Annotated in this window: 18 protein-coding genes; 3 read left to right on the top strand and 15 right to left on the bottom strand. The window is 59.5% G+C overall.

The genetic code is table 11. From position 1 onward, the window contains the following. Positions 1-1013, bottom strand: a 1013-nt coding sequence (locus tag ABX749_RS01165; RefSeq protein WP_372894390.1) for a DUF1549 domain-containing protein, incomplete at its 3' end; no start/stop codon positions are given. A gap of 251 nt (positions 1014-1264) precedes the next feature. On the opposite strand from ABX749_RS01165, the gene ABX749_RS01160 reads away from it, so the two are divergent. After that, positions 1265-1585: a hypothetical protein gene (locus ABX749_RS01160; RefSeq protein WP_372894389.1), complete on the top strand. Its 321-nt coding sequence runs from the start codon at positions 1265-1267 to the stop codon at positions 1583-1585. A 9-nt stretch (positions 1586-1594) separates the two neighbouring features. Here ABX749_RS01160 and ABX749_RS01155 read toward each other — a convergent pair whose 3' ends face one another. The 14 genes from ABX749_RS01155 to ABX749_RS01090 form a co-directional block, all read right to left on the bottom strand. Continuing rightward, positions 1595-2983, bottom strand: a complete 1389-nt coding sequence (locus ABX749_RS01155; RefSeq protein ID WP_372894388.1) for a DUF1552 domain-containing protein — start codon at positions 2981-2983, stop codon at positions 1595-1597. Positions 2984-3004: 21 nt separating this feature from the next. Beyond that, entirely contained in the window at positions 3005-5629 is a 2625-nt protein-coding gene (locus ABX749_RS01150; RefSeq protein WP_372894387.1) for a DUF1592 domain-containing protein, read from the bottom strand. A gap of 238 nt (positions 5630-5867) precedes the next feature. Continuing rightward, the gene (locus ABX749_RS01145) at positions 5868-7424 is read right to left on the bottom strand and encodes a sulfatase (RefSeq protein ID WP_372894386.1); all 1557 of its coding nucleotides are present in this window, start codon (positions 7422-7424) and stop codon (positions 5868-5870) included. A gap of 196 nt (positions 7425-7620) precedes the next feature. Beyond that, a complete protein-coding gene (locus ABX749_RS01140; RefSeq protein WP_372894385.1) occupies positions 7621-10788 on the bottom strand; it encodes a protein kinase in 3168 nt (1055 codons plus the stop codon). A 26-nt stretch (positions 10789-10814) separates the two neighbouring features. Then, positions 10815-12686: a sulfotransferase gene (locus ABX749_RS01135; protein WP_372894384.1), complete on the bottom strand. Its 1872-nt coding sequence runs from the start codon at positions 12684-12686 to the stop codon at positions 10815-10817. Continuing rightward, a complete protein-coding gene (locus tag ABX749_RS01130; RefSeq protein ID WP_372894383.1) occupies positions 12687-12869 on the bottom strand; it encodes a hypothetical protein in 183 nt (60 codons plus the stop codon). A 71-nt stretch (positions 12870-12940) separates the two neighbouring features. Continuing rightward, on the bottom strand, positions 12941-13774 hold the full coding sequence (locus tag ABX749_RS01125) for a hypothetical protein (protein ID WP_372894382.1): 834 nt from the start codon (positions 13772-13774) through the stop codon (positions 12941-12943). 102 nt (positions 13775-13876) lie between these two features. Then, a complete protein-coding gene (locus tag ABX749_RS01120; RefSeq protein ID WP_372894381.1) occupies positions 13877-14455 on the bottom strand; it encodes a DsrE family protein in 579 nt (192 codons plus the stop codon). 48 nt (positions 14456-14503) lie between these two features. Continuing rightward, positions 14504-16144 carry an FAD-dependent oxidoreductase gene (locus ABX749_RS01115; protein WP_372894380.1) on the bottom strand — a complete coding sequence of 547 codons (1641 nt, stop codon included), beginning with the start codon at positions 16142-16144 and terminating at the stop codon, positions 14504-14506. A gap of 86 nt (positions 16145-16230) precedes the next feature. Next, a complete protein-coding gene (locus tag ABX749_RS01110) occupies positions 16231-16572 on the bottom strand; it encodes an ArsR/SmtB family transcription factor (protein WP_372894379.1) in 342 nt (113 codons plus the stop codon). A 142-nt stretch (positions 16573-16714) separates the two neighbouring features. Then, positions 16715-18313, bottom strand: coding sequence for a phosphoenolpyruvate carboxykinase (ATP) (gene pckA / locus ABX749_RS01105; protein ID WP_372894378.1), 1599 nt, complete (start codon positions 18311-18313; stop codon positions 16715-16717). Between the two features lie 279 nt (positions 18314-18592). Then, complete coding sequence (locus ABX749_RS01100; RefSeq protein WP_372894377.1) at positions 18593-19468, bottom strand: hypothetical protein; 876 nt, start codon at positions 19466-19468, stop codon at positions 18593-18595. Continuing rightward, positions 19465-20295: a hypothetical protein gene (locus tag ABX749_RS01095; RefSeq protein ID WP_372894376.1), complete on the bottom strand. Its 831-nt coding sequence runs from the start codon at positions 20293-20295 to the stop codon at positions 19465-19467. Before ABX749_RS01095 ends, ABX749_RS01100 begins: the two co-directional genes overlap by 4 nt. A gap of 27 nt (positions 20296-20322) precedes the next feature. Further along, positions 20323-20586: a hypothetical protein gene (locus ABX749_RS01090; RefSeq protein WP_372894375.1), complete on the bottom strand. Its 264-nt coding sequence runs from the start codon at positions 20584-20586 to the stop codon at positions 20323-20325. 36 nt (positions 20587-20622) lie between these two features. Between ABX749_RS01090 and ABX749_RS01085 the strand changes: the two genes are divergently transcribed. Both ABX749_RS01085 and ABX749_RS01080 read left to right on the top strand, forming a co-directional pair. Next, complete coding sequence (locus ABX749_RS01085) at positions 20623-21396, top strand: hypothetical protein (RefSeq protein WP_372894374.1); 774 nt, start codon at positions 20623-20625, stop codon at positions 21394-21396. A 256-nt stretch (positions 21397-21652) separates the two neighbouring features. Continuing rightward, positions 21653-22556: DUF1549 domain-containing protein (locus ABX749_RS01080; protein ID WP_372894373.1), on the top strand; the 904-nt coding region annotated here is incomplete at its 3' end.

Here is a 22556-nt window from a genome sequence, read left to right as displayed (position 1 = left end):
TCGATTTGTTCGTCGACGACGTCCATTTGAAACTTTTCTTTTTGCGGTTCGTTCAGCGATTTGGGACCGAGAGCCAACATCCCGGTCGCGATCAATTGACGATTGCGTTGCTCGATCGAATCGTGCGGCAACAAGTCTCCGGCGACTTGTTCGCGAATGAATTGATCGAAGGGTGTGTCGTTGTTGAACGCATCGATCACGTAGTCGCGATACCGCCATGCGGCGGTGAACGTTCCGTTGCGTTCCATGCCCGTCGATTCGGCATACCGCACGACATCCAACCAGTGTCGCCCCCAACGCTCGCCGAAGTGGCGGCTATCCAGCAACGTCTCGACCAACGATTCAATCGCATCGTCTGGGTCGACGGCCATCGCTTGAGAAAATGCGTCGAGTTGTTCGGGTGTCGGGGGCAACCCGATCAGATCAAAGTAAATCCGTCGTGCCAGAGAGTCACTTGGTGCATCACCGACCGGGCTGATGTTCTTCGTTTCCAATCGCGACAGCACAAACGCGTCGATGTCACCTTTGACCCAATCCTCATTGTTGACGCTCGGGATGGGTGGCGCAGTGACCGGCTGAAAGGACCAGAATTCACGGGCTCGGTCAAAATCGATTTCGCGACGGATCATCGCACTCTTTCCGTCCCGCGGATCGAATGCTCCGCTGCGGATCCACGTCTCGAAATCGTCGATCACGTGATCGGGCAATTTTCCATCCGGTGGCATTTCGACCGATTCGTAGCGCAGCGCGCTCAGGATCAAGCTGTCGTTCAATTCGCCAGGAACGACCGCATGACCGGTGTCGCCACCGCGGCGAATGCCCTCGCGAGTATCCAGCAACAGGCCGCCTTCGGGTTCCTTGGACGTCGCCGAATGGCACTGGTAACAATGCTCGACCAGCACCGGGCGAATCTTTGTTTCAAAGAACGCCTCCTGTTCGGGACTGTCAGCTGCCGGCAACAAGGGAGCCAAGAAGCAACATGCCGCGAGAGCAACAATGGGGCGGGTACGCATGGCGTCGTGGAGGTAGGATGGCAGGCAACGGATCGTCGCGCCGCGTGACGCTTCGATCCTCGTGATCCAACCCGTCCAGTATACCGATGTCGACGTCGGCTCCGTGCACGACGCGGATAAAACCTCAATTTCGCCTGCAGATCGACTGCGGATCACTTTTCTGAAGGTGTGGTCGGTCGCAGAGTATCATGGGGTGGCGGATCGAAAGTCCGCACTTTTTTTGAGAACGCCACAACCGCGAGCGATTGACCATGCCACTAGACATCACCAGCTTGATCGTGGGCGGACTGTTCGGGGCGTTGGTCGGCGTCGCTCTGGCGGTTCCTCGGGTGGGACGCATCTTGGCGTGCGTCGTCTCGGTCGTCCTGTTTACCGCTGGCGCCGGATTCTTGATCTGGGCGGGCTCGGCCCTGATCAGCGGCGAAGAACTGCGGCCGATCGATTGGAACCCGCTGTACGTCGCCTCTGCCGCGGAAGCCCTGGGAGTCGGCGGCGGGCTGTTGATCGGCGGCATCCTGGTCTTGGTGCTGGCGTTGTCGCTTGGCGGCAAGGGCGTGCCGCGAAGACTTTAGGCCGAACGGTCAAGCGTCGAGAACCTCATGCAGCGACGTGGTACTGTCAGCAAACCTGTCGACTTCGATTCCAAATTGCTGAAGCAGGGTAACGTAGAGATCTGATAGGCGGTGGCGAGACTCGTCGAAGCGTAGGTGCGATCCGTGAGCGAATCCCATCGCTTTCCCACCCGCAAGGATCAGCGGATAGTTGACGGCTTGATGGGTGCGGCTCGTGCTGCATCCGTACAAAACGCTGGTGTGATCAAGCAACGACCCTTGCTGGAAGGGATCGGCGGTCGAGCGAAGGCGATCCAGGAAGTAGGCAAACTGAGTCGTTAGAAAGTGATCATACCGTGCCCAATTTTCGTAGCCCTTTTCGCTGGCGGTCCCATGGCTGAGCGAGTGATGTCCGGGCAACCCGATCACACTGGGAAAACGGTCGCCGATTCCTTTCGCGTCTTCACTCGTGATCTGGTAGGTGATCGATCGGGTAGAGTCGGTGAGAAAGGCGACGAACATCAGATCGTAGATCACACGGATGTACGCTTCGACGTCGTCGCGCGGCGTGGCCGCAAGCTCAAAATCAGCGGGATCGACGCTCGGCCGCTGGACGTCCAGCCATCGGTCAGCGCTTGCCAATCGCTTCTCGATTTCCCGGACCGATGTGGTGTACTCATCCAGGCGTTGGCGGTCGGCCGCAGAAAGATCTCGACCCAGGGCCGCCGTCTCCTCCATGACGTTGTCGAGAATGCTCTGTTGTCGGCCGAACTGTCGACGTTGTTCGGCGAGCGACTGTTTTTCGATGCCGAACAATCGATTGAAGATAGCGCGGGGTTGAGAAAGACTTGGGATCGGACGTCCCGATGCGGAGAAGGAAAGCGTTTGAGTGCGGCCGGGTGTCCCCACCCCTCCGTCACTCGACAGCGTTAACGAAGGAAAACGGGTATGAGTTCCCAGGTGTTTGGAGATCAATTGGTCCAACGAAATACTGTTGGTGTACTCTCGCGACGAATCTGCTCCGGTCAAAAAACTATCGGCGGTGAGATGAGCGATCGATGTTCGCATCGCGGGATGGGAAAGCCCTGACAAAATCGTCAGTTCGTCACGAAGTTTGGCCAGGGGCTCAAGCGGGCGCGTCAGGACGTAGTCGCGGCCAACGGTATGGGGAAACCAGTGCCAATCGTTGTGGGCCGGATGCCCCGCCGGCGGCAGACTGACGCCGTTCGGGAAAAAGATGCAACAAAACCGATTCGGCTGCTGGCGTTCGGCTGCGGACGGCTCGCGCTCCGGTTCCGATCCCCGAACTTCATGGACGAACGGGGCGTCACGCAACGACGCGAACATCGGAAGCGCGATCGTATATCCGGCGGCGCGCAGGACCCGACGTCGTGACAGAGAGAGTTTCGAAGTTCGCATCGCTGGCCTTCCCCAGAGGGATTACATCCGAAAAAGCTCGCTGTCGACGATCGCCAACACGAGCCCCCGCAGCTTGTATCCGGACGCTTTGAAACGTCGTCGGATCTCGTCGACGCCCTGCCGATCCACATAGTCGGGTGAACGCCCTAACGTATACGTTAGCAGGTGATGCACCAGAGCGTTGGCAAAGTGCTCGCTTCGCTGTTGTCGCAGGTACTGCTTTAATTCGACGATGTTCTCGATTCGTGTTCCGTCCGGAAGCACGGTTGACGGATCGACCGTTCGGCGGATCGGCTGATCGCCCTCGAGCGTTTGCCACGCGTCTCGCCAACGACCAGTCGCATCAAAGTTTTCAAAGGGGATGCCCCACGGATCAATCTTCGCGTGGCAATCCAGACAGGTTCCGGGCTCCCGGTGGCGTTGGATTTTCTCTTTCAGCGAGAGACCTGTCATTTCGGGATCGTCGGCCGCGATTTGTGGGACGTTGGGTGGGGGTGGGGGCGGAGGTGAATTCAGCATCCTGTCCAGCAACCAAACACCGCGACGGATTGCGTGCGAATCGACACCGTCGGAAGCGAGCGTCATCACGCTCGCCTGTGTCAGCAAGCCGCCTCGCACGGAGTCTTTCGGCAAAGTGACCTTTCGCATCTCGCCCGTCGTCAGTGGGGCGAGTCCGTAATGTTCGGCCAATCGATCGTTCATGATCGAGTAATCCGAATCGATCAGGTCCAGCGCGTTGGCATCGCTCTGAAACACCTCGATAAAATACTCGATCGTCTCTCGGATCGAGACTGCGGCAAAGTCGTCGTCATACGTCGGATACGTTCGACGATCCACCGCAATGTTTTGATACTTCGTCAAATGCAACCATTGTCGACAAAAGCTTTCCAAAAATCGGCGGGAGCGCGGATCGGAGAGCATCCGGTCCGCTTCGTCGTGGAGCACGTCGGGCTGCGTGAGCGAACCGTCGGTGGCGAGATTTATCAAGCGGTCGTCCGGAGGCGACAGCCACAACAGGTAGGACAATCGTGACGCCAATTGATGCGGGCTGGGCATTTCGGATTGTCGCACGGCCTGAGTCGGGGGCCCCACTTCCAGAAACAGAAACACGGGCGAAACGAGGATCGCCGTCATGGTCTCGCGGATGCTGTCTTCAAACGAATAGGCCCGTGCCCGCAAGGAACGGAACAATTTCAGCTTTTGTGCAATTTCATCGGCGGTGACCGGTCGGCGGTAAGCTTGCCGCATGAATTCGATGAGAAACGGCTTCGCGATGGCGGCTTCTTGTTGATCGCCTTGGTCTCCCTCGATGCTTGGAATCTGCCAACGATAGGAAGGTTTCGATTCGGATTCGCCCGGAAACATCTCAATCTCCATGCAATCGATCATCAAAAAATTGACACCGTCTTCAGCCATCTTTCGGATCGATTCGGCCGTCCGTTTGGAACCGATTTCTGGATTGGCGTAGCCTCCAGGCCCCAGTGCGAAAATTGCGTGGCGGTCGCCCGAAACATTGGAAATAAAGATCTGGTCCATGTCGAAGACGCTTAACCGATCAAACGTCTCCTCCTCTCGCTGCGGACCTTTTGTCGGCACATCCTCCAAGCGAATTCGGAATTCGTAGACCGCTGGATCGTCACGTGATGCAGTGACATCCGTCTCGCCGAGCAACCGCTTGTCGATCGAACAACCGTCGCCGAGCGTGATTCCTGACTCGACACGCATTCGAGGGAATCGACCGTTGCGGTCGGCGGTTCCGGCGGCTCGCACGCGGATGACCAACACGCCGGTCGACAGCCGGCGGGGAATCGCCACGTACTGTTGATTCAATTTGGGAATCGCTGCGCGCAATTTTTCGTCGTCAGAATGGGCGCCGGGCAGCTTCGGCCCCAAGGGGGCTGCGTACTTCGGCACCTGCGCCAGATTGAATTCGCGACGCGCCAACAGGGTTTCTCGATCGATTGCGATGGGGACGCGCTTTCGAGTTCCATAGCGATCTCCCGTTGCGTAATACAAATCTTCGAATTCGATGTGATATCGAATCGGCTCGACTTCGATCGGTCCAAATTGTACGTAGCGTTGGACTGCGCGACGTGCGCTGTCCAAATAAGCTTCCATCTGAAGCGACGATACACCGAGCTGAATGCGGGCGTTTCGATAACCCGATTCAGAGATCGGATCCGCGGGAAGCAGATCTGCGAACTCGGCGTCGACGCCGAAGAGCGTCTTGAGGGTGTAGTTATACTCTTCTATCGTCAGACGCCGATGCGGGGTTCGTTCCGGTGAGTGTTTCGCGACGTCCAAGAGTCGGAGCCGGAGCAGGCGGAGAAACTGGAGACGCGACGAAGTCGATAGCGGCTCCGCATCCTCGGGAGGCATTTTCCTGGTGTCGATCGCATCGAACACCTTCTCCAACAACTTCGCGGCACCAGGGCGAATCAAAGCGTCAGGGGAGACCGCGAATTCCAGATTGTCCAGTCGAAGATTGGCTTCCGGATCGTCAGCGCCATGGCACTGTTGGCAATGCTGTTCCAGTAAACTCCCAAGAGGGTCATCGGCAACCGAACGCGTGCTTGATGTCAAAGAGAAAACCATCAACAGCGCGGCACGAACAATGAGGATGTCGCCGCTAAAACAACGACCCATGAAAACTCGCCTCAAGTGGATGTGCTTCGATTTTCGAGACGATGTCACCCGACGACAATCATCTTTCGCAGGTTGGTTGCGAAGTAAGCGCCTTCTGAAGGCGGCACCAATTTACCATGCAGTGCATGGAAAGCCGAATTTTGACTTCGTTGGATCCGAATGAGTTGATCGAGATGAAGGAGTCGAGGTACTACGGGCAGATCACGTTGTGCGTGACGTGTGGCATGCACCGCATGCCCTACTTTCCGAACTTCTCTTCGAACACCTGCACCGGGTTCCAGTCGGGTTTCTCGTAGAGTTTCTGTTGCCGGTCGATACGGCAGTTCGGATAGAAGTCAAAGATCTCGCCCTTGCCCAAGATCCGCGGGTCGCCCTGGGCGGTGAGTTCTCGTTCCATCTGTTCGGACAGATCACGCTTGATTTCGGCATACGCCGCCAACGGAGCCAAGTTGTTCACGCAACCTGGATCGCTGGTCATGTCGTAAAGCTCTTCAACGGGGCGTTTACCGAAGCTCAGTTCAAAGTAGTGGTATTGTGGGTCGTTCTGTGACAATCCCAATAGAAACGACTTGGTCGGCGAAGCGTCGCAGTTCATAAAACCATATTGCGGATCTCCGACCGGCCAGCGATTGGATTTATAATTGCGAACGTACAAGTAGTGATCGTTGCGGATCGCACGCGTCGGGTAGCCGACCGACAACAGGTCATCATCGGTCCGTCCGATGTCATGCCGCTCTTTGCCGAGCAGCGTGTGATCACGCTTCGGATCAACGCGCCCGGATTGCTCGGCCAACAACTGCGGCAGAAAACTCTGCCCCGTCATCTGCTCGGGAGTTTTAACGCCGGCGACTTCCATCAACGTGGGGGCCAGATCGGGAAAGGTCACAAAGTCGGTGACGGTGCGTCCGGGACGGATTTTGTCGCCCCAGCGCGCCGCCAACGGCACGTGAAATCCGTCGTCGTAGATCTGGCCTTTGACACGGGGAAAGGGCATGCCGTGATCGCTGGTCGCGATGATCAACGTGTTGTCGAGCAAGTTGCGTTGTTCCAAATGTTGGAGCGCCAATCCGATGTGTTTGTCATACCATTCGACCTCGATCGCATAATCGGCTAGGTCGCCGCGAATGGTTTCGTTGTCCGGGTAGTAGTCCGGCACCGTGACTTCGCTCAAGTCGCGTCCGTCCAACTTCCAATTGTCTTTGCCGTAACCGCGATGGGGTTCGCGGGTGCCCAGCCAAAAACAGAAGGGCTGTTCGTCGGGCCGGTCGTTCAGGAAGTCTTCGAAGTTGGCCGCGTAGTCGGTGTTGCTGATGCCCTTGTACGGCGGCTTGAGCGTCCGTTTGGCCCAAGCGTGTCCGGCGGGATTGGCGCTTTTGAATCCCGATTTTCCTCCGTCGATGCCTTGCCAAATCCCCGGTCCCCAGCCCTTGCCGGTGTAACCGACGAAGTAACCCTGTTCTTCCAGCAGGTACGGATAGAACGACCATTTCTCCGACAGAAACGGATTGTGGTTACAGGCTTCTTCCAGTTGCCAGGAATAGCGTCCGGTCAGCAAGCAGGCCCGTGCCGGGGCACACTTGGGGTTGCAGTTATAGGCGTTGGTGAACAGCACGCCCTCTTTGGCGATGCGGTCAAAGCTGGGGGTTTTGACGTAGGTGCTTCCATACACGCCCATGCTGTCTCGCGACGCGTCATCGGCGATGATGAACAGAATGTTGGGTCGATCGGCGGCAAAGGAGTCTGATGCCGAGACCAGCAGCGCGATCAACAGCAAGCAGAAACGGTGGTGAAGCATGGTGTGAAATCTCCGGCAGATCGTGGTGCGAAGGCCTTTCCAGGCCGTCGAACGAACTCGTGTGACGGCGTGAATCGGCCATCGTACACGGTGAAGCGGACGCGAGCACGACAATAGCGGAACACGTGTCTGAATGTGAAATCGACCGTTCCCTTGCCGGACACCGGCACGTCGAGAGCCGCCGCGCTGCTGCCCATCACTTTGCCATGGACCAGATTCGGACATTGCCGCCGACGTCGCCGGTGACCATCCAGTGGGCGTCGTCGCTGATCGCCAGATCACGGATGCTCATCGGATGACTGTTTTCCACGATCGCGCCGGTTCGGCCGGTGACCTGATTGGAAAACGCAATCTGTTCGTCGTTGCCGACGGTGATGATCCGTTGGTCGGAGGGTGAAAACGTGACCGCCGTGATCGGTCCGGTGTGCACCTCGATTTCTCTGGCGACGTTCGACAAGTCACTCCGATACAGATGAACGGTGCCCCGGGCGTCGCCGATCGCGATCTGGGATGAATCGCTGGACCAGGCGACGCAGTGCAACGATTTGCCGAGTTCGGTCCGCGCAAGCTCCGTCTGCTCGGCCACGTCGATCAGCACGGCAAGGCCGTTGGCCGAAACGGCGACGGCCCGCTGCCGGTCGCTTGATAATCGCAACCCGCGAACCACGCCGCCCAGGGCGACGACCCCAGTGCTGGAATCGGCTTTGGTCAAATCCCAAAGTCGCACGCCGCCGTCGAATCCGCCGGTCCAGGCACTCAAGCCGTCATCGGCCAGTTCGATCTGAGAAATCGACTTGTCGGTCGCCATGCCGCACATGCGGATCTTTCCCGTTTCGGAATTCCAAACCAGGATGCGCCCGTCGGTGGTGCCGAAGGCGATCCGTTTACGATCGCCGGACGCGGAGGCACAGGTCAAGGTCTCCGGCAAGGCGTGATTGCCGGGCGGAGCGTCCGTTTCGCCGGGGATCGTCCGCAACAATCGGCCGGATCCCCGATGCAAGACACTCGCGGGCCCGGTCGCATGACAGACAATGATGGATTGATCGACGAGCGTTAGATCCGTGATCACCCCGCGTGACATTTGAACCATATCCGGCCGGACGTCGTCGACATGCAGTGAGATGACGCCGCCGTCGCCGCCGCCGAGCAAGATGCGGTCGGAACCCGTGTCGATGGTGAAATGTCCGATGCCTTGAAAGTAGTGATGGCACTCTCGGACGGTCAAATTCGGTAGCCGCCAGATACCTAGTTGGCCGTAAAGGTTCGTCGTGACGAGGGCGTTTTTTGCGTCCCAGAATTCGAGATCCACGACGGGACCATGGTTGGTCGTGATTCGCCGGATGGAGTCAGGGTCGTCGATGCGTCCGACCAAAAACCGGTTGTCTTGAGTCCCCGCGGCGAACAGCGTGGCGTCGGCATTGGTGTCCAGTGAGAGGATCGGAAACGCGTTTTTGGCGATCTCGTCGCAATGCCCCGACGTGAGGTCGCAGCGGATGACTCGTCCCGTTTCGTCGCCTGTCACGATTCCCTCGCGGCCCAGGAAATCGGCGGCACGGATCGTGGATGTCGAGACCGTGTGGGATGCATCCATCGCTCCGGTGTCGGATGTCCAAACGATGACGTTTCCGTTGTCACCGGCCGACAACAGTTTCGCGCCGTCGGCGGAAAAGCGAATCACTTCGATGGCAGATCCATGGTCCAATGGTCGCATCGGTGCGTCCGCCGCGCCGATCGTTTTTAAATAGACTTTGCCGTGTTCCCCGCCCCACGCCAGGCGATGGCTGGAGTTCGCGAAATCGACGCAACGAAGTTGTTTTCCCTTTTCACGAAACCGATAGACGATCCGCTTGGTTTCGGTGTCCCACACCAACAGCGTCCGAAGTCCTGTCGCGGCGATCAGCCGTCGGTCGTCGGAGATCGCGACGTCGGTGATCATTTCGACGTGACGAAGAATCTCTTGATACCGGTCCTCGATATTGCGCAGTAGACGAAACTCGACGTCACCGAATGGTCGCAACTGGTTGATCGAACGCTGGGCCAGACGATGATTGCCGGCAGCCATCGACTTGAATGCCAATTTGGATTCGGCATCGTGAAGCATCTGCTTGGAGTACGCGATTTCTTCTTGGAGTTGCTCACGCGACCGTTCGACCTGTTTCCTGGCGATCACTTCCTGTTGTCGATTGTGCTCGGCCCGACGCCATTGCCATGTTACCCCGGCCAATCCGATCGCGATCGCGGCGATCAACCCGGCCACACTGGCCGTCGTTGCCGGATAGCGGCGGCACCGTCGAAAGAAATGTTCGATTCCCGACACCGGTCGTGCAAGGATCGGATCTCCGTTGAGAATCCGTTGCAAGTCATCGGCCAACTCCGCCGCCGTTTGGTAGCGCCGTTCGGGGTCTTTCTCCAAACACTTCAGGCAAACGGTATCCAAGTCGGCGGGGACGCTTTGATTGAGCATCCGCGGCGGCTGCGGATCGGTGTGGATCACGTGGTGGATCAGCATCCGCGAACTGCCGCGAAACGGCTTTTCACCCGTCGCCAGTTCGTACAGGATCACGCCCAGGGAATAGATGTCGCTGCGGCGGTCCGCGTCGCGTGAATGACCGGCCGCTTGTTCGGGTGACATGTAGGCCGGCGTTCCGATGATCGAGCTTTCGTTGGAAATCGTCTCGTCGCTGTCGGAGTGTTTGGCGATGCCGAAATCATTGACATGCGGATTTTCATCGTGGTCCAACAGGATGTTGCCGGGTTTCAGATCGCGATGAATGATGCCCTTGCCGTGGGCATAGTCGACCGCCCGTGCGACCCGCAGCATGATCTCGGCGGTCCACTTGTGATTGGTCGGCCCCGAGGTGATGCACTCCTTCAGCGTCACCCCATCGATCAACTGTGAAATGATGTACGGTTTGCCGTCCAGGTCGGCGACGTCGTAAATCGAGACGATGTTGGGATGTTCGAGTGCCGCCGCCGCGCGGCCTTCGTGAATGACGCGTTTGTATTGGTCATCCCCTCGGTCGGACGAACGCGGCAGCGCGGCTTTGATCGCAACGAATCGCTCCAACCGCAAGTCTTCCGCTTTGTAGACCGTCCCGAAACCGCCCGAGCCGAGCTTGCTGAGGATGCGGAAGTTGCCCAAGACATGGTCACCGTCGGCATTGAGCGTGATCGTCTCGCCCAACAGCGAATCACTGTTTTCGCTGATCGTCTCTTGCTGTTCGCCGCCGTTGCGACGGGTCCGCTTGGCGAGACCCAAAAAATCGTCGCTGCTGGACGGCAGATCGCTATCGTGCAAGAACGTCGATGGACGTTCCTCGTCCGGCTCGCCCTGGTCGTCGTCGTGGCTTGGTTCGGCTGGCATGGCAGGTTGCGGCAGCAGGGGAGGACTCAGAGCGGGGACGATTCAGTGTACCCGAACCGGTCCCTTAAATCGCCCAAAATGCGTTCGGCGGTTTCCCGCACTGGAGGCGTAAAATGCGGCGAATCACGCCAGACGCCCGGCCGACCGTGACGGCGAAACGCCCCCGGCCCGGTGTCTTTGTGGCGGTCAAACCGAAACCGATCCAACACCTGTTCGATTTCTTCAGGTTTCGGTTGCGAACCCAAGAACGAACAGATCCGGGTCAGTTCGCCTGCCGTGCCATCGATCATCGACTCGTACCGGATCAGTAACTTTTGTGAGGCTTCGAACGCGTCAAAGGCGTCGGCCGCGCGACCAAACGCACTGGCAATGTGCTTGGCCAGATGTCGCGGATCACTGGACGATCGATCGTTCGAAGCTCGATTCCAACTGCCGGGCTGACGCATGTCGATGTAGGAATCAAGCACGTCGAATGGATCGCGGACCAGAAATAACATTCGGCTGAGCGGAAACAGTTCCTCAATCATCGCGAACAATTCCGGCGTATTGACCTCTTTGACGACCAACGCTTCGCCGCCAAACCCCGGATACTTTGTTCGGGCGACTTCGTAGAACGCTTCGCGAATGGCTCGCAATCCGGCTTTGCCGTTGCCGTCAAAGAAAAACGCACTGGGGCGTTTCCGTTCGTCGGGTCGGTCCGCCAGGTGTTGCACCAAGCGGCCGAAATACGGCTCGTGCCAGCCTCGCATTTCCGGCAGCGCGTCGAGCATCTCGCACAGCCAGGTCGATCCGGTCCGGCCGCAACCGATCAACCACGCTAACCGTTCCTCGGCAACTCCGTCGCGTTTATCCGTAACACCCGATTCCGCGTGGGCGTCGGCTGCATCGAAGTGGCCGGTGGTTACGCGGACGGTCGTGTTCTGCGCACGCTGGCGGGCCAGCAATTTCAGCAGGGTCTCGCTGCGGTGTCGGTACAGGTGCGCCTGGTCGGTGATCGATTTGGCTCGTGCGACACGCTTGCGACGATCGGCATCGTCGGCGATCGCCCGATCCACTTGATCGCACAACTCGTCGGGATCATCAAAATGATAAACCGAATCGCCGAAGATTCGGGTCACCTCTTCGCGTCGCACTCCGGTCAATAGCGCCGGGCCGCCCAGCGCGGTGACTTCAAAAACACGCGGACTGGGGGAGACCGCTTGGTCGGCCGCACGGAACAGGTTCAGCACCAACTTGCTGGCCGCATACATCCGCCACTTTGCCTCCGGACGCACCGTCCCGGATGAAAAAGCCACCGCCGGGATGCGTTTGAACTTCGACGCGTCGCTGGGAAAATTGCCGGCCATGCGAAACCGCAGCCCGCGGCGGTTGCAGTGTTCGGCGAGTCGTAGCATCGTCGCCACGCGATCTTCGAACAGGGTGCCGACAAAGACGATGTCGCTTTCAGGTTCTTTCCCGATCAAGGTTGAAACGTCGGGCGGCGGCAACGTCGCGGTGGGCAGGTAGGCCTCACTGTCGGGTTTCTGTTTCAGTTCGTTGGTGCAAACCAAATGGTACAGCCGCTGCGTGTCCGCGATCGGGCAATACGGATCATCGGTCTTGATGACCGCGGTCAGAATGTTCGAATCGCGCAGGGTGGCCGGAACCCAGGCACGCTCTGCGCTGAAATGCATGCCGTCGATAAACACCACCGCGTCGACGCCGGTGCGCACGTCGTGGGCCTTGCCGATGATGTCATTCCCGACGGCTTCGTGGCTGAGGACGCGGAGCATCGAGAACGTCGCATAGGGAATCACCTGCACGCCGCATTGGGTCAACCCTTCGCGGTAGCCCTCCCAAACATCGCGGGTCGAAAACCCGGCCGAACCGGCGACCAGCAAAACGGTCTTGGGCGTCATCTAGATGCCGTACCCATATTCCGCTCCCGGCGGCGGGCTGCCGAAGCTCTGCTGGGCGGTTGCGTTGACCGCTTGTGCATCGACAGTCCCGTCGATCGTCTGGGAGATGCCGTCCATCGAATCGGAGGGCCGCTCGTCTGTGTCTTGAACGATTTCTTCAGACGGCTCTTCGGACTGACTCATGATGTATTTCCGGCTCCAGCGGTGAAAAACAAACTCACGTTCACGTGCCAACAGCGATCCGGTGGGAGGTCTCAATCTTCGATAACCGTTCCGGGCGTCCAGAGCGAACGAAGGGGAGGATCAATGCCAGGGCCCGCTGCGTCGACGTCCTCTCGTTTGGCCGTCGGGTTTTCGGCGACCCACAAACCGGGCGCGCGACACGCCATCACGACGGAGGTTCGGTTTTTGTCGTCATTGGTTTGCGTCGCCTCGATGTACTTCACCCGCTTGGCGACAACGTCACCCACGATACCGTTGGTCGGTCGCCCCGAGATGACCTGCTTCGGGCTGACCGACTGGGATTGGCGGATCTGGATCGCGTCGCGACCCTCGCACAAAATCCTCAGCTTCCCGCCGGCAAGGGTTGGATTGATGGCAAAGAAATACTCGATCCCGACCATCGCACGGTTGGCACGGGGCAAGGTCAGTTCGACCTCGGCGTCGGCATTGATAAAGCACTCGAAGGCGTCGGATCGCTGCAGAGCCCCCGTCGATTTCGCTGTCGTTGCCAGTGTCTGCAGCGTCGTCGCCACTTGGATCCTGGACCGCACATCGCCGCGGGAGAGTGCGGCAAACTCGATGTGGTCACTGCCCAGACCGGCGCGGCCCACTTGGAAACGCCGCATCCGCGTGTTGAAGTTGCACAGATTCTGAGTCGGAGTCGCAACCACGCTCGTAATAAACGTCGCCGAGTTCGCCCTGACGCCGATCAATTGCGGGCTCCTCGGGACGATTCGCACGATCGACTTCGTCAAAAATTCTCCAACACCGATGACGGTTTGCTGACGCGTTTGGCCGCCCAGGTAGTCCGATGAAACCAATAGATCGCAAGTCGTCGTCGCCGTGCCCTTGACTGGAATGCTCATGCTGCGAATTACCTCTGCCATAGTAGTGCTGCACCCTCCAGGAAACAACAGCCTACTGGGCGACAACCCGCCATTCAAGGGGGCAACCCCGCCGCCCGAGATTCAATTCCCCAGCGGCAGATAGGCGTAGCCGTCCGACTGCAGATTGACGACGGCGGTCAGGGCGGAGACGGCGGTCTTGACGAAGCCCGCCACATCCTCGGGATCCGATCCTTTGGAAATCAACGACTGGCCGCACACGTACAGCTCGACCCCCGATTCGTGCAGCCGATGCAGCAAGTCCAGATTGGGATTCGCTTTCACCTTGAACTCGGTTGCGTAGGCGTCGGAGTTGAGCACGGAGAGTGTCGCGTCACCATGAAACACGACGGCGATTTGAACCTCCGCCGGTTCCGCGCCCGCTCCGGCGTAAATGTTGACGTACTTGGCGACCTTTTCGATCGCGGCGTTTAATTTGCTCGGATCACCGCCACGGGTCAGGTCGACGAGTAACTTGGTCCCCGGGCGCGGCTGGTGCGCGGCATGGGGCAATCGGACGACCGAGCCGTGGCCTTGGATCGCCGGATAACTCGGTGTCGCTTTGGCGACTCCACTCTGGCCGGGGACGTCTTGGGCAAACGAGGGTGCGACAATCATCAACGAAAGGGCCGCAGTGAAATTCAAAAGTGCAGATCGTTTCATGATGGTCTCTTGGGGAAAGGGAGGGAACGGAAAACGGATCCGTTGTTCTCAGTCGTGGTAGCGACACCACAGCGTGTATCCGCCGCTGAGGTTGGCAACGTCGAAGTGATGTTGCATCAAAACGCGGGTCGCCAAATAGCCGCGCTGGCCGACCTTGCAGTAGGCGGCAATTTTTTGATCGCGAGGGACTTCGCCGAGGCGCTCCCGCAACTGTTCGATCGGAATGTTGGTCGCACCGGGCAGATGCCCCGCGGCGAATTCGGCCTCGCTGCGAACGTCCAACAGGAACGAAGGATCGTGAGACTTGTCGTTGAGTGTGTCCACGTGAACGATCGGCTGGTCACCGCGGAGCACACCGGCGGCGACAAACCCGGCCATGTTGATCGGGTCTTTGGCGTGTCCGAATTGGGGCGCGTAACAAAGCTCTGATTCCTCCAAGTCATACACCGTCATCCCGGCTTGGATCGCCATCGCGATGACGTCGATGCGTTTGTCCACGCCGTTGCCACCGACACATTGGGCGCCGAGGATCGCGCCGTCGTCGGGATCAAACAATAACTTCAGCGTCATCGCTTCGGCGCCAGGATAGTACCCGGCATGATCGGTCGGGTGAATGTAAATTTTTTCGTATCGCAATCCCTCACGCCGCAGTGTCTTTTCACTTTGCCCGGTCATCGCGGCGACTTTTCCAAACACACCGACGACCGCGGTGCCTTGTGTCCCCCGGTACGTCGATGGACGGCCGAAGAGATGATCGGCGGCGATTCTGCCCTGTCGATTCGCCGGCCCGGCGAGCGGGACCTGAGCGGATTTCTTGGTGACAAAATCCGTCACTTCCGTGACATCACCGACGGCGTACACATCCGCAACGTTGGTTTGCATGTGATCGTTGACCACAATGCCGCCACGCGATCCACACGCGATTCCGGCGTCGGCGGCGAGTCGGCTCTCCGGGCGAACCCCGATGCAGATCGCCGCGAAATCCGCGTCCACCGATGCTCCCGATTGCAATTCAATCTTCAGCCCCTGGGGCGAATCGATGAAACGCTGCGCCGATTCGTTGAGCCTCAACTCGACGCCCTGATCTCGCAAGTGGTCCTCCAGCGGAGCCATCATCTCCCGGTCCCAAGGCGGCAGAATCTGGTCACCGAGTTCCACGATGGTGGTTCGGATGCCGCGGCGGACCAGATTCTCAGCGACTTCGATCCCGATGAAGCCCGCGCCGACGACGACGGCATACGACGCCCCCGAGGTGGCGCTGTGGTGCATCCGATCGGCGTCGGCCAAGTCCCGCAGCGTCAGGACACGGGGGCCATCAATGCCTTCGATCGGCGGCCGAAACGGGGACGCGCCGGTCGCAATGATCAACTTGTCGTAGCTCTCGGTGTACTCATGGCCCGACTCCAGATCACGCACCCGCACGCGCTTCTCGGCCACCTCCAACGCAACGACTTCCGATCGTGTGCGAACATCCAAGCGATGACGCTGCCGCAGCATGTCGATCGGCGCGACCAACAACTTGTCACGCGATTTGATTTCACCGCCGACGTAGTAGGGCATGCCGCAATTGGCGAACGAGGGATGACGCCCGCGCTCGAGCACGATGATCTCGGCCTGGTCGCAGAGCCGCCGGGCGCGCGCCGCCGCCGAGGCGCCTCCGGCGACTCCGCCGATGATGACAATCTTCATGACTGGGAATCCTTCGTCGTTGACAACCGAAAACATGCCACATCGCGAGATGACGAGATGTGCGCAAAAAAAGGAACCGGTGCCCGCTACCGTCGCTTGGCGGGCGATTGCAGGAACCGCCCTTCGACGCACGCCATCAGCTGTTCGAGATGGGGTTCGGCGATTTGGTAAAACACCCGCCGCCCTTCCCGCTCGCTGGACAAAAACCCACAGCGTTGCAACAGCCGCAGGTGTTCAGAGGCCACGTTATCAGGGATCTCGCAATCTTCGGCCAATTCGCCGACGTTGTAGCGGCCGTGCAGCAAGAGCTGGACGATTCGCAAGCGGACCGGATGGGCGAGCGTCTTGAGAAATTCGGCGGCGTCGCCGAAGGCTTTGACACTGCCGACGGGTTTCGAGGGGTTTTTCGCGGTTGCTTTGTTGCTCATGAAGTCTCCTGGGACGGACAGCTTCATAATACATCGCAAGCTCGCGAGATGTCAAACACAAACCTTGGCTCGCCGCAGCAGCACACGCGTTGTGCCGTGTCGCGCCGTGGCCGAGCGCCGGCCACGGGGACGACGCGGACGCTCAGCCGGCGGCTGTTTGGTGCAGCAGCGGACCGGCGGCGCGAACCGCGGCGCTGACGCCATCGGCGTAGGTCACAAAGTTCTTGTGGAACAGTTCGGCCAACCTTGCCGCCGTTGCGTCGTACGCGGCCGGATCGCCCCAGGTGTTGCGTGGCAGCAGCATTTCATCGGGCACGTCGGGGACCTGCGTCACGACCTCCAATCCGAAGCACGGCTCTTTTTCTGTCGGTGCGGTCTTGAGGGCGCCGGAGTGAATCGCGTCCAGGATCGCCCGGGTGTACGACAGCTTCATTCGGCTGCCTTCGCCGTACGCGCCGCCGCTCCAACCGGTATTGATCAGCCACACGCCGGCCTTGTGCTGCGTGATTCGCTTGGACAGCAACTCCGCGTACTTGCCCGGGTGCCAGACCAGGAACGGGCCACCGAAACACGGCGAGAACGTCGCTTCGGGTTCGGTGACGCCGACTTCAGTCCCGGCAACCTTGGCGGTGTAACCACTGATGAAATGGTACTCGGCCTGTTCCGGCGTCAACTTGCTGACCGGCGGCAGGACACCGAAGGCGTCGCAGGTCAGGAAAATCACATCGGTCGGATGCTCCGCGATGCACGGGATCTTGGCATTGGGGATGTATTCGATCGGATAGGCACCGCGCGTGTTTTCGGTGATGCTGGCGTTGGCGAAATCGACATGGTGATCGGCCTGGTCGTAGACCACGTTTTCCAGCACGGCACCGTACCGCAGTGCGTCGAAGATTTGGGGTTCTGCGTCGCGGGTCAAATAGATCGCCTTGGCATAACAACCGCCTTCGATGTTGAACACGCCGTCATCGGTCCAGCAGTGTTCGTCATCGCCGATCAGCTCCCGCTTGGGGTCTGCCGACAACGTCGTCTTTCCGGTGCCCGAGAGCCCGAACAGGACCGAGGATTGACCGGTATCGGTATCGGACGTGGCCGAGCAGTGCATCGGCAGCACGTTGCTGCGCGGCATCAAGTAATTCATCAACGTGAACACGGCTTTCTTCATCTCGCCGGCGTACTGGGTGCCGAGGATCACCACCTCGCGTCGCTCCAGACTCAGGTCCACGCTGGTCTTGGAGGTCATCCCGGTGGTGTAGCGGTTGGCGGGGAAGGCACCGGCATTGATGATCACGCAATCGGGTTCGCCGAAATCGGCAAGCTCTTCACGTGTCGGCCGGATCAGCATGTTGTGCATGAACAACGCATGGTACGGCCGCGCACAGATCACACGGACTTTGATGCGATACTTGGGATCCCAGCCGGCAAACGCGTCCAGCACGTACAGTCGCTCGCGGGTGTTGAGGTAATCGATCGCCCGTTCACGGTTGACGCAAAACGCGTTCTCGTGCAGCCCGATGTTGACGCTGCCCCACCACACGTCATCGCTCGACTCGGGGTGTTCGACGATCCGTTTGTCCTTGGGCGAGCGACCGGTCTTGTCACCCGAATAGGCGATCAATGCGCCGGTGTCGGCGAGCGTTGCTTGTTTCTCGTACCGCAAGGCCTCCTCGTAAAGCGTCGCGGGCGAAGCGTTTCGGAACACGTTTTTGACATCGATTTGATATTCAGATAGATCAAGCATTTTTCTGATACTGCACTTGGTTCCTGGGAAGGACCGTTCCTGAAAAACATGGGTGGGGAAACGAGATCGTTCCGGAGGCCGCTCGCACAACCCTCCGCGCTGTTCCCGTTGTTTACGGCACACCGCGCGCCAAATTCGATTTGCGATCCGATCTAACGCTGTAACGCTGCTGCAGCGGAAAGTCCGTGGACCGTCAACGGTTTATCAATCCTATCGAGCGCCAACGGCGCGCGATAGTGCACAGCAAAAGGGCACCAACGTGCGATTTCAGCACGCACCTCAGTGTGTCCGGACGGCGTATCGACCGCCCCCGAGATAGTCGCCCAGCCGATCCGCTTTGCTCAGAATCAGACACACCTCGGCGTCGGTTGCCGAAACGACCGGAGGATTGTCCGACGTGAGTGTCAATTCAAACTCGATCTTCAAGCCGACGTCGTCGATGCGACCGTACCGAGTCCACTCGGCCAGTCGCAGCGGGGACGGAATGAAGGCGCGGCCCGCTGAATCGCCGAGCACCTTGAAATTGACCTGATTGGGAAATACGGCGCGGCGATACGTGCTCCAAGATCCGCCGTTGGCTCGCAGCGGTGGCAAGGGAAGCATTTCGGTGCGAGCCGGGAAGGACGACTCGTCATCGCAGGAAAGTTTCCAGCCGATCGGTTGGACGTCGTTCCAAGAACCGACCCGGTCGAACAGGTAGCTGCGCTCGGCGACCAAGGGAATGGACCACGTTGATTCCCCCACAAGCGGTTCAGCCGCTGCCGTGTCGGTCTCCGGCGAAGTTGCCGAGTTGGTTTTGACAGCGTTTGGTTTCCAGACGCAGCGAACGTCCAGCTGATGACGACCTTCGGGAACATAAAACGCGACCGATTCGCCGTTGTCGGCGTTGGAGATGATCCGGTGGCCGCCCAACCGCGGAAGATCATCGGCCGTGCGACACTGATCGAAGACGTTGGCGATCAAGTCGACATCTTTGCTGAATTGATCGCGGCGTGCCTTGTCCAGCCGCGTCGACTTGTGCAGCGATTCCAACTCCTGCCGAAGCTGGACGATGTCACGAGCAATCGTGCGCCGCGTCACCCCGAGCCAGCCAAGTCCGGCGATCATGACCGCCAGCGTGCAAAAGAAAAGAACGGTCGCGAACTTCGGCATCATGGATCGACCATCGTGTGGGGAAAGGGATCGTAACCGCTGGAACGGTCACTCAACCAAAGACAACCGTCGAAAGGCGCATCGCGACGAGAGTTGTCGTCGTCTCGAAGATCGACTTTGATGTTCAGCAACCAAGGCAAGCGACGCTGTGGCGGAAAATCAAGTTGTTTCGTCCCAGTGATGTGATACGCCCCCGTACTCGGAATGCCGTCGCCGGAGAACTCGGTTTCCAGCAAGGGCTTGTTACCCAATCGAACGCTGGCCGGCAGCACCTTGCCACGGACCGGACCGGTTTCCACCGCCAGAAGATGCTCGCCGGGTTCGAGCTTCACTTCATAGTGACCGGGGTGCGCGAACCCGGATCCGACCGGAGGATCTTGACGTTCGTCGAGTTGATCGGCTGAGCGGCTGACGCCCTCGGCGGGAATCACCGCGTACTTCAGCCAGACGTCGCGGTCGGTCGGGACGTGGATGCGGAACACGACCGGCGGCTGCATCTTTTCGCGTCGCAATTGAGGAACGGTTCGCAGCGAAAGCACGTCGGGGCCGCGAACTTCAATCCCACCGTACTTCTGCTGGATCGTCTCGAACTGCCGTTGGGCTTGCTCGCGCACGGCCCGAATCGATGTCAGTTCGTCGTGTTGGTGCTGCTTGACACGCTGTCGCTGCGGATCATCCAACGCCATCCTCTCGCGAAGCGTTTCGATCTCCACACGCAACTGCATCCGCATCTCCTCGTCGCGTCGCAGGTCGGCGATCCCGCTCACCAACGGAAACGAGATCGCGCACAGCAGCAGGATCGCGAGCAGGGATCGGATGGAGAATCGCATGTCAGGGTCCGGTCGGAATTCGTCTCATCAAGGTGCACGACGAGAGAGCAGTGTTGTACCGTGAGATCGCCGACGCCGCAGGCGCAGAATAGGCGACAAGAAAATAGATGACAAGAAAATAAAGCGGTTGCAGCGGTCATTCACGGCGTCGGCTTCAATTACCGAACCGATCCGGCCGTTGAAAACGGCAGGGTCAACACCGGTCGGCAGCCCGGCAGAAAAACCTGTTTTGCCGTTAAGGGGCGCGGCCGTTTTCTCGCAGGTCTCTTTCGTCCGGAACTCTCCGGTCACTCCCAATCCTCCTCTGTCCTGCGGTGAGAAAATCCGATGTCCACACCGATCATCAAATGCGTGTCGGCTCTGTTGCTGGGTTGTTTTTGTTTGGCAGACCAAGCCTCGGCCCAACACCGGGAGCGGTTTTATCCAGCCGGTCGTTACCATCAGGTCGACACCGAGCCAGACCGCAATGGCTTACAAGCTCAGGCCGGTCATGGCATGGGTGTTCGCACCGAAAGCCAGCTCGGCGGCCAGATGGACAGCAAGGGTGACCGCACGTTGGGAATCCACGGCAACGTTCAGGCGGGATATTTTGCCGGAGCGGAAGTCACGCAAAGTGGTCGCGTGGGCAGGGTTGACATCAAGAATCGACTCAGTGGCGAATCCTTCACCGGGACCGAACTGGGTGGCAACGCGGGATTGTCGCAAGACGGCGTGGGACTGGGAGCCAATGCGTTTGCCGGCAGTCGCGTCAGCGGACGGCTCGGCACCGAGGTGGGCACCGTCGGCGTCGGCACGACCGGGGAAGCATGGTCCGGACTGGGCGCTGAAGCAGACGCCCGAGTCGGAATGAAAAACGGTAAGCTGAAGTTAAAAGGCGAACTGGGAGCGGCGCTCGGCGTGGGCGGCAAAATCGGCGTGGACGCATCGATCGACTTCAACCCGATCGCCCGCGATGTCAGCCGGCACAGTCGCAACGTCGGCAAGGCCGCATCAGCGGTCGGTCGCGATCTGAGCAAGACAAGCAAGACGGTCAGCAAGGACGTCAAGCGGACCGGCAAGAAGGTCGTCAACGACATCGGTCGCCTGTTCCGCAAACGCTGAAGTGGCGAAGGGCCTCACGGATCGACGTCGATGTCATCAATGGCTGCGACCCCGCCGGGGTCGATCAGCTTCTTGGGCTCGGTTCCCGGAGGTGGCGCTGCGCTCCGGCTACTTGCTGGCATCCCGCCGGGATATTCCAGCTCGCTTTGCGGGGGGCGTTTCGCTTGCCTCCAGCTACTTGCTTGCAATGCGGCAGCGGTTCACCGACAATGGTCTTCCCTCCCCGCCCCGCCCCCGCCTTTGCAACGCCGCTGCAGTGACCCCACACCGAATCACCGCTGCCGTTTTCTTTCTGTCTTGGGCCATCGTTCTCGGCAGCCCCGCGCCGGCAGACAACCAACTGGAGTTCTTCGAAAAGAAGATCCGTCCGGTGCTGGTCAAGCACTGTTACGAGTGCCACTCCGCGGACTCCGATGAACTTGGTGGAAAGCTTCGCGTCGACAATCGCCAGTCGATGCTGGCCGGCGGCGAATCCGGTCCGGTGTTGTTGGCCGGCAGCCCGGACGAAAGTCTGATCATCCAAGCGCTGCGTTACGACGGATTGGAGATGCCGCCGGAGGAACCGCTGCCGGCAACGATCATCAAGGATTTCGAAACATGGGTTTCCCTCGGCGCGGTCGATCCCCGGGATCAGCCTCTCGCCGACGCTTCGTCTCGCGTCGAGCCCAACGCGGCCGACGATGAGTCTTTGTGGTCCTTTGTCCCCCGACAAGATCCGCCCGTGCCGTCGGTCAACGATTCCGATTGGGCTCGCGATTCGATCGACCGCTTCGTGTTGTCGTCGATGCGGCAGACCGGACTGCACCCGACCGATGACGCCGACCCACGCACACTCGTTCGTCGACTGTATCACGACTTGATCGGTCTGCGGCCGACACAAGCGGATATCGAAGCGTTCCTGGTCGACTTCGATCGCCACGGTGTCGAGGCGACGGCGCGTCTGGTGGACCGCCTGTTGAACAGTCCCCAGTACGGAGTCCGCTGGGGCCGGCACTGGTTGGACGTGGCCCGCTACGGGGAATCCAACGGCGACGACGGGCTGGGACGCAATGCGACGTTCCCCAATGCCTGGCGGTACCGTGACTATGTGATCGAATCGTTTAATCAAGACGTGCCCTATGACCGGTTCCTGACCGAACAAATTGCCGGGGACCTGTTGC

Origin of the sequence: Stieleria sp., assembly GCF_041595215.1 — a bacterium.
Taxonomy (GTDB): Bacteria; Planctomycetota; Planctomycetia; order Pirellulales; family Pirellulaceae; genus Stieleria; species Stieleria magnilauensis.
Note: the sequence above shows the minus strand (reverse complement) of the source record. Positions and strands in the feature narration are given on the sequence as shown.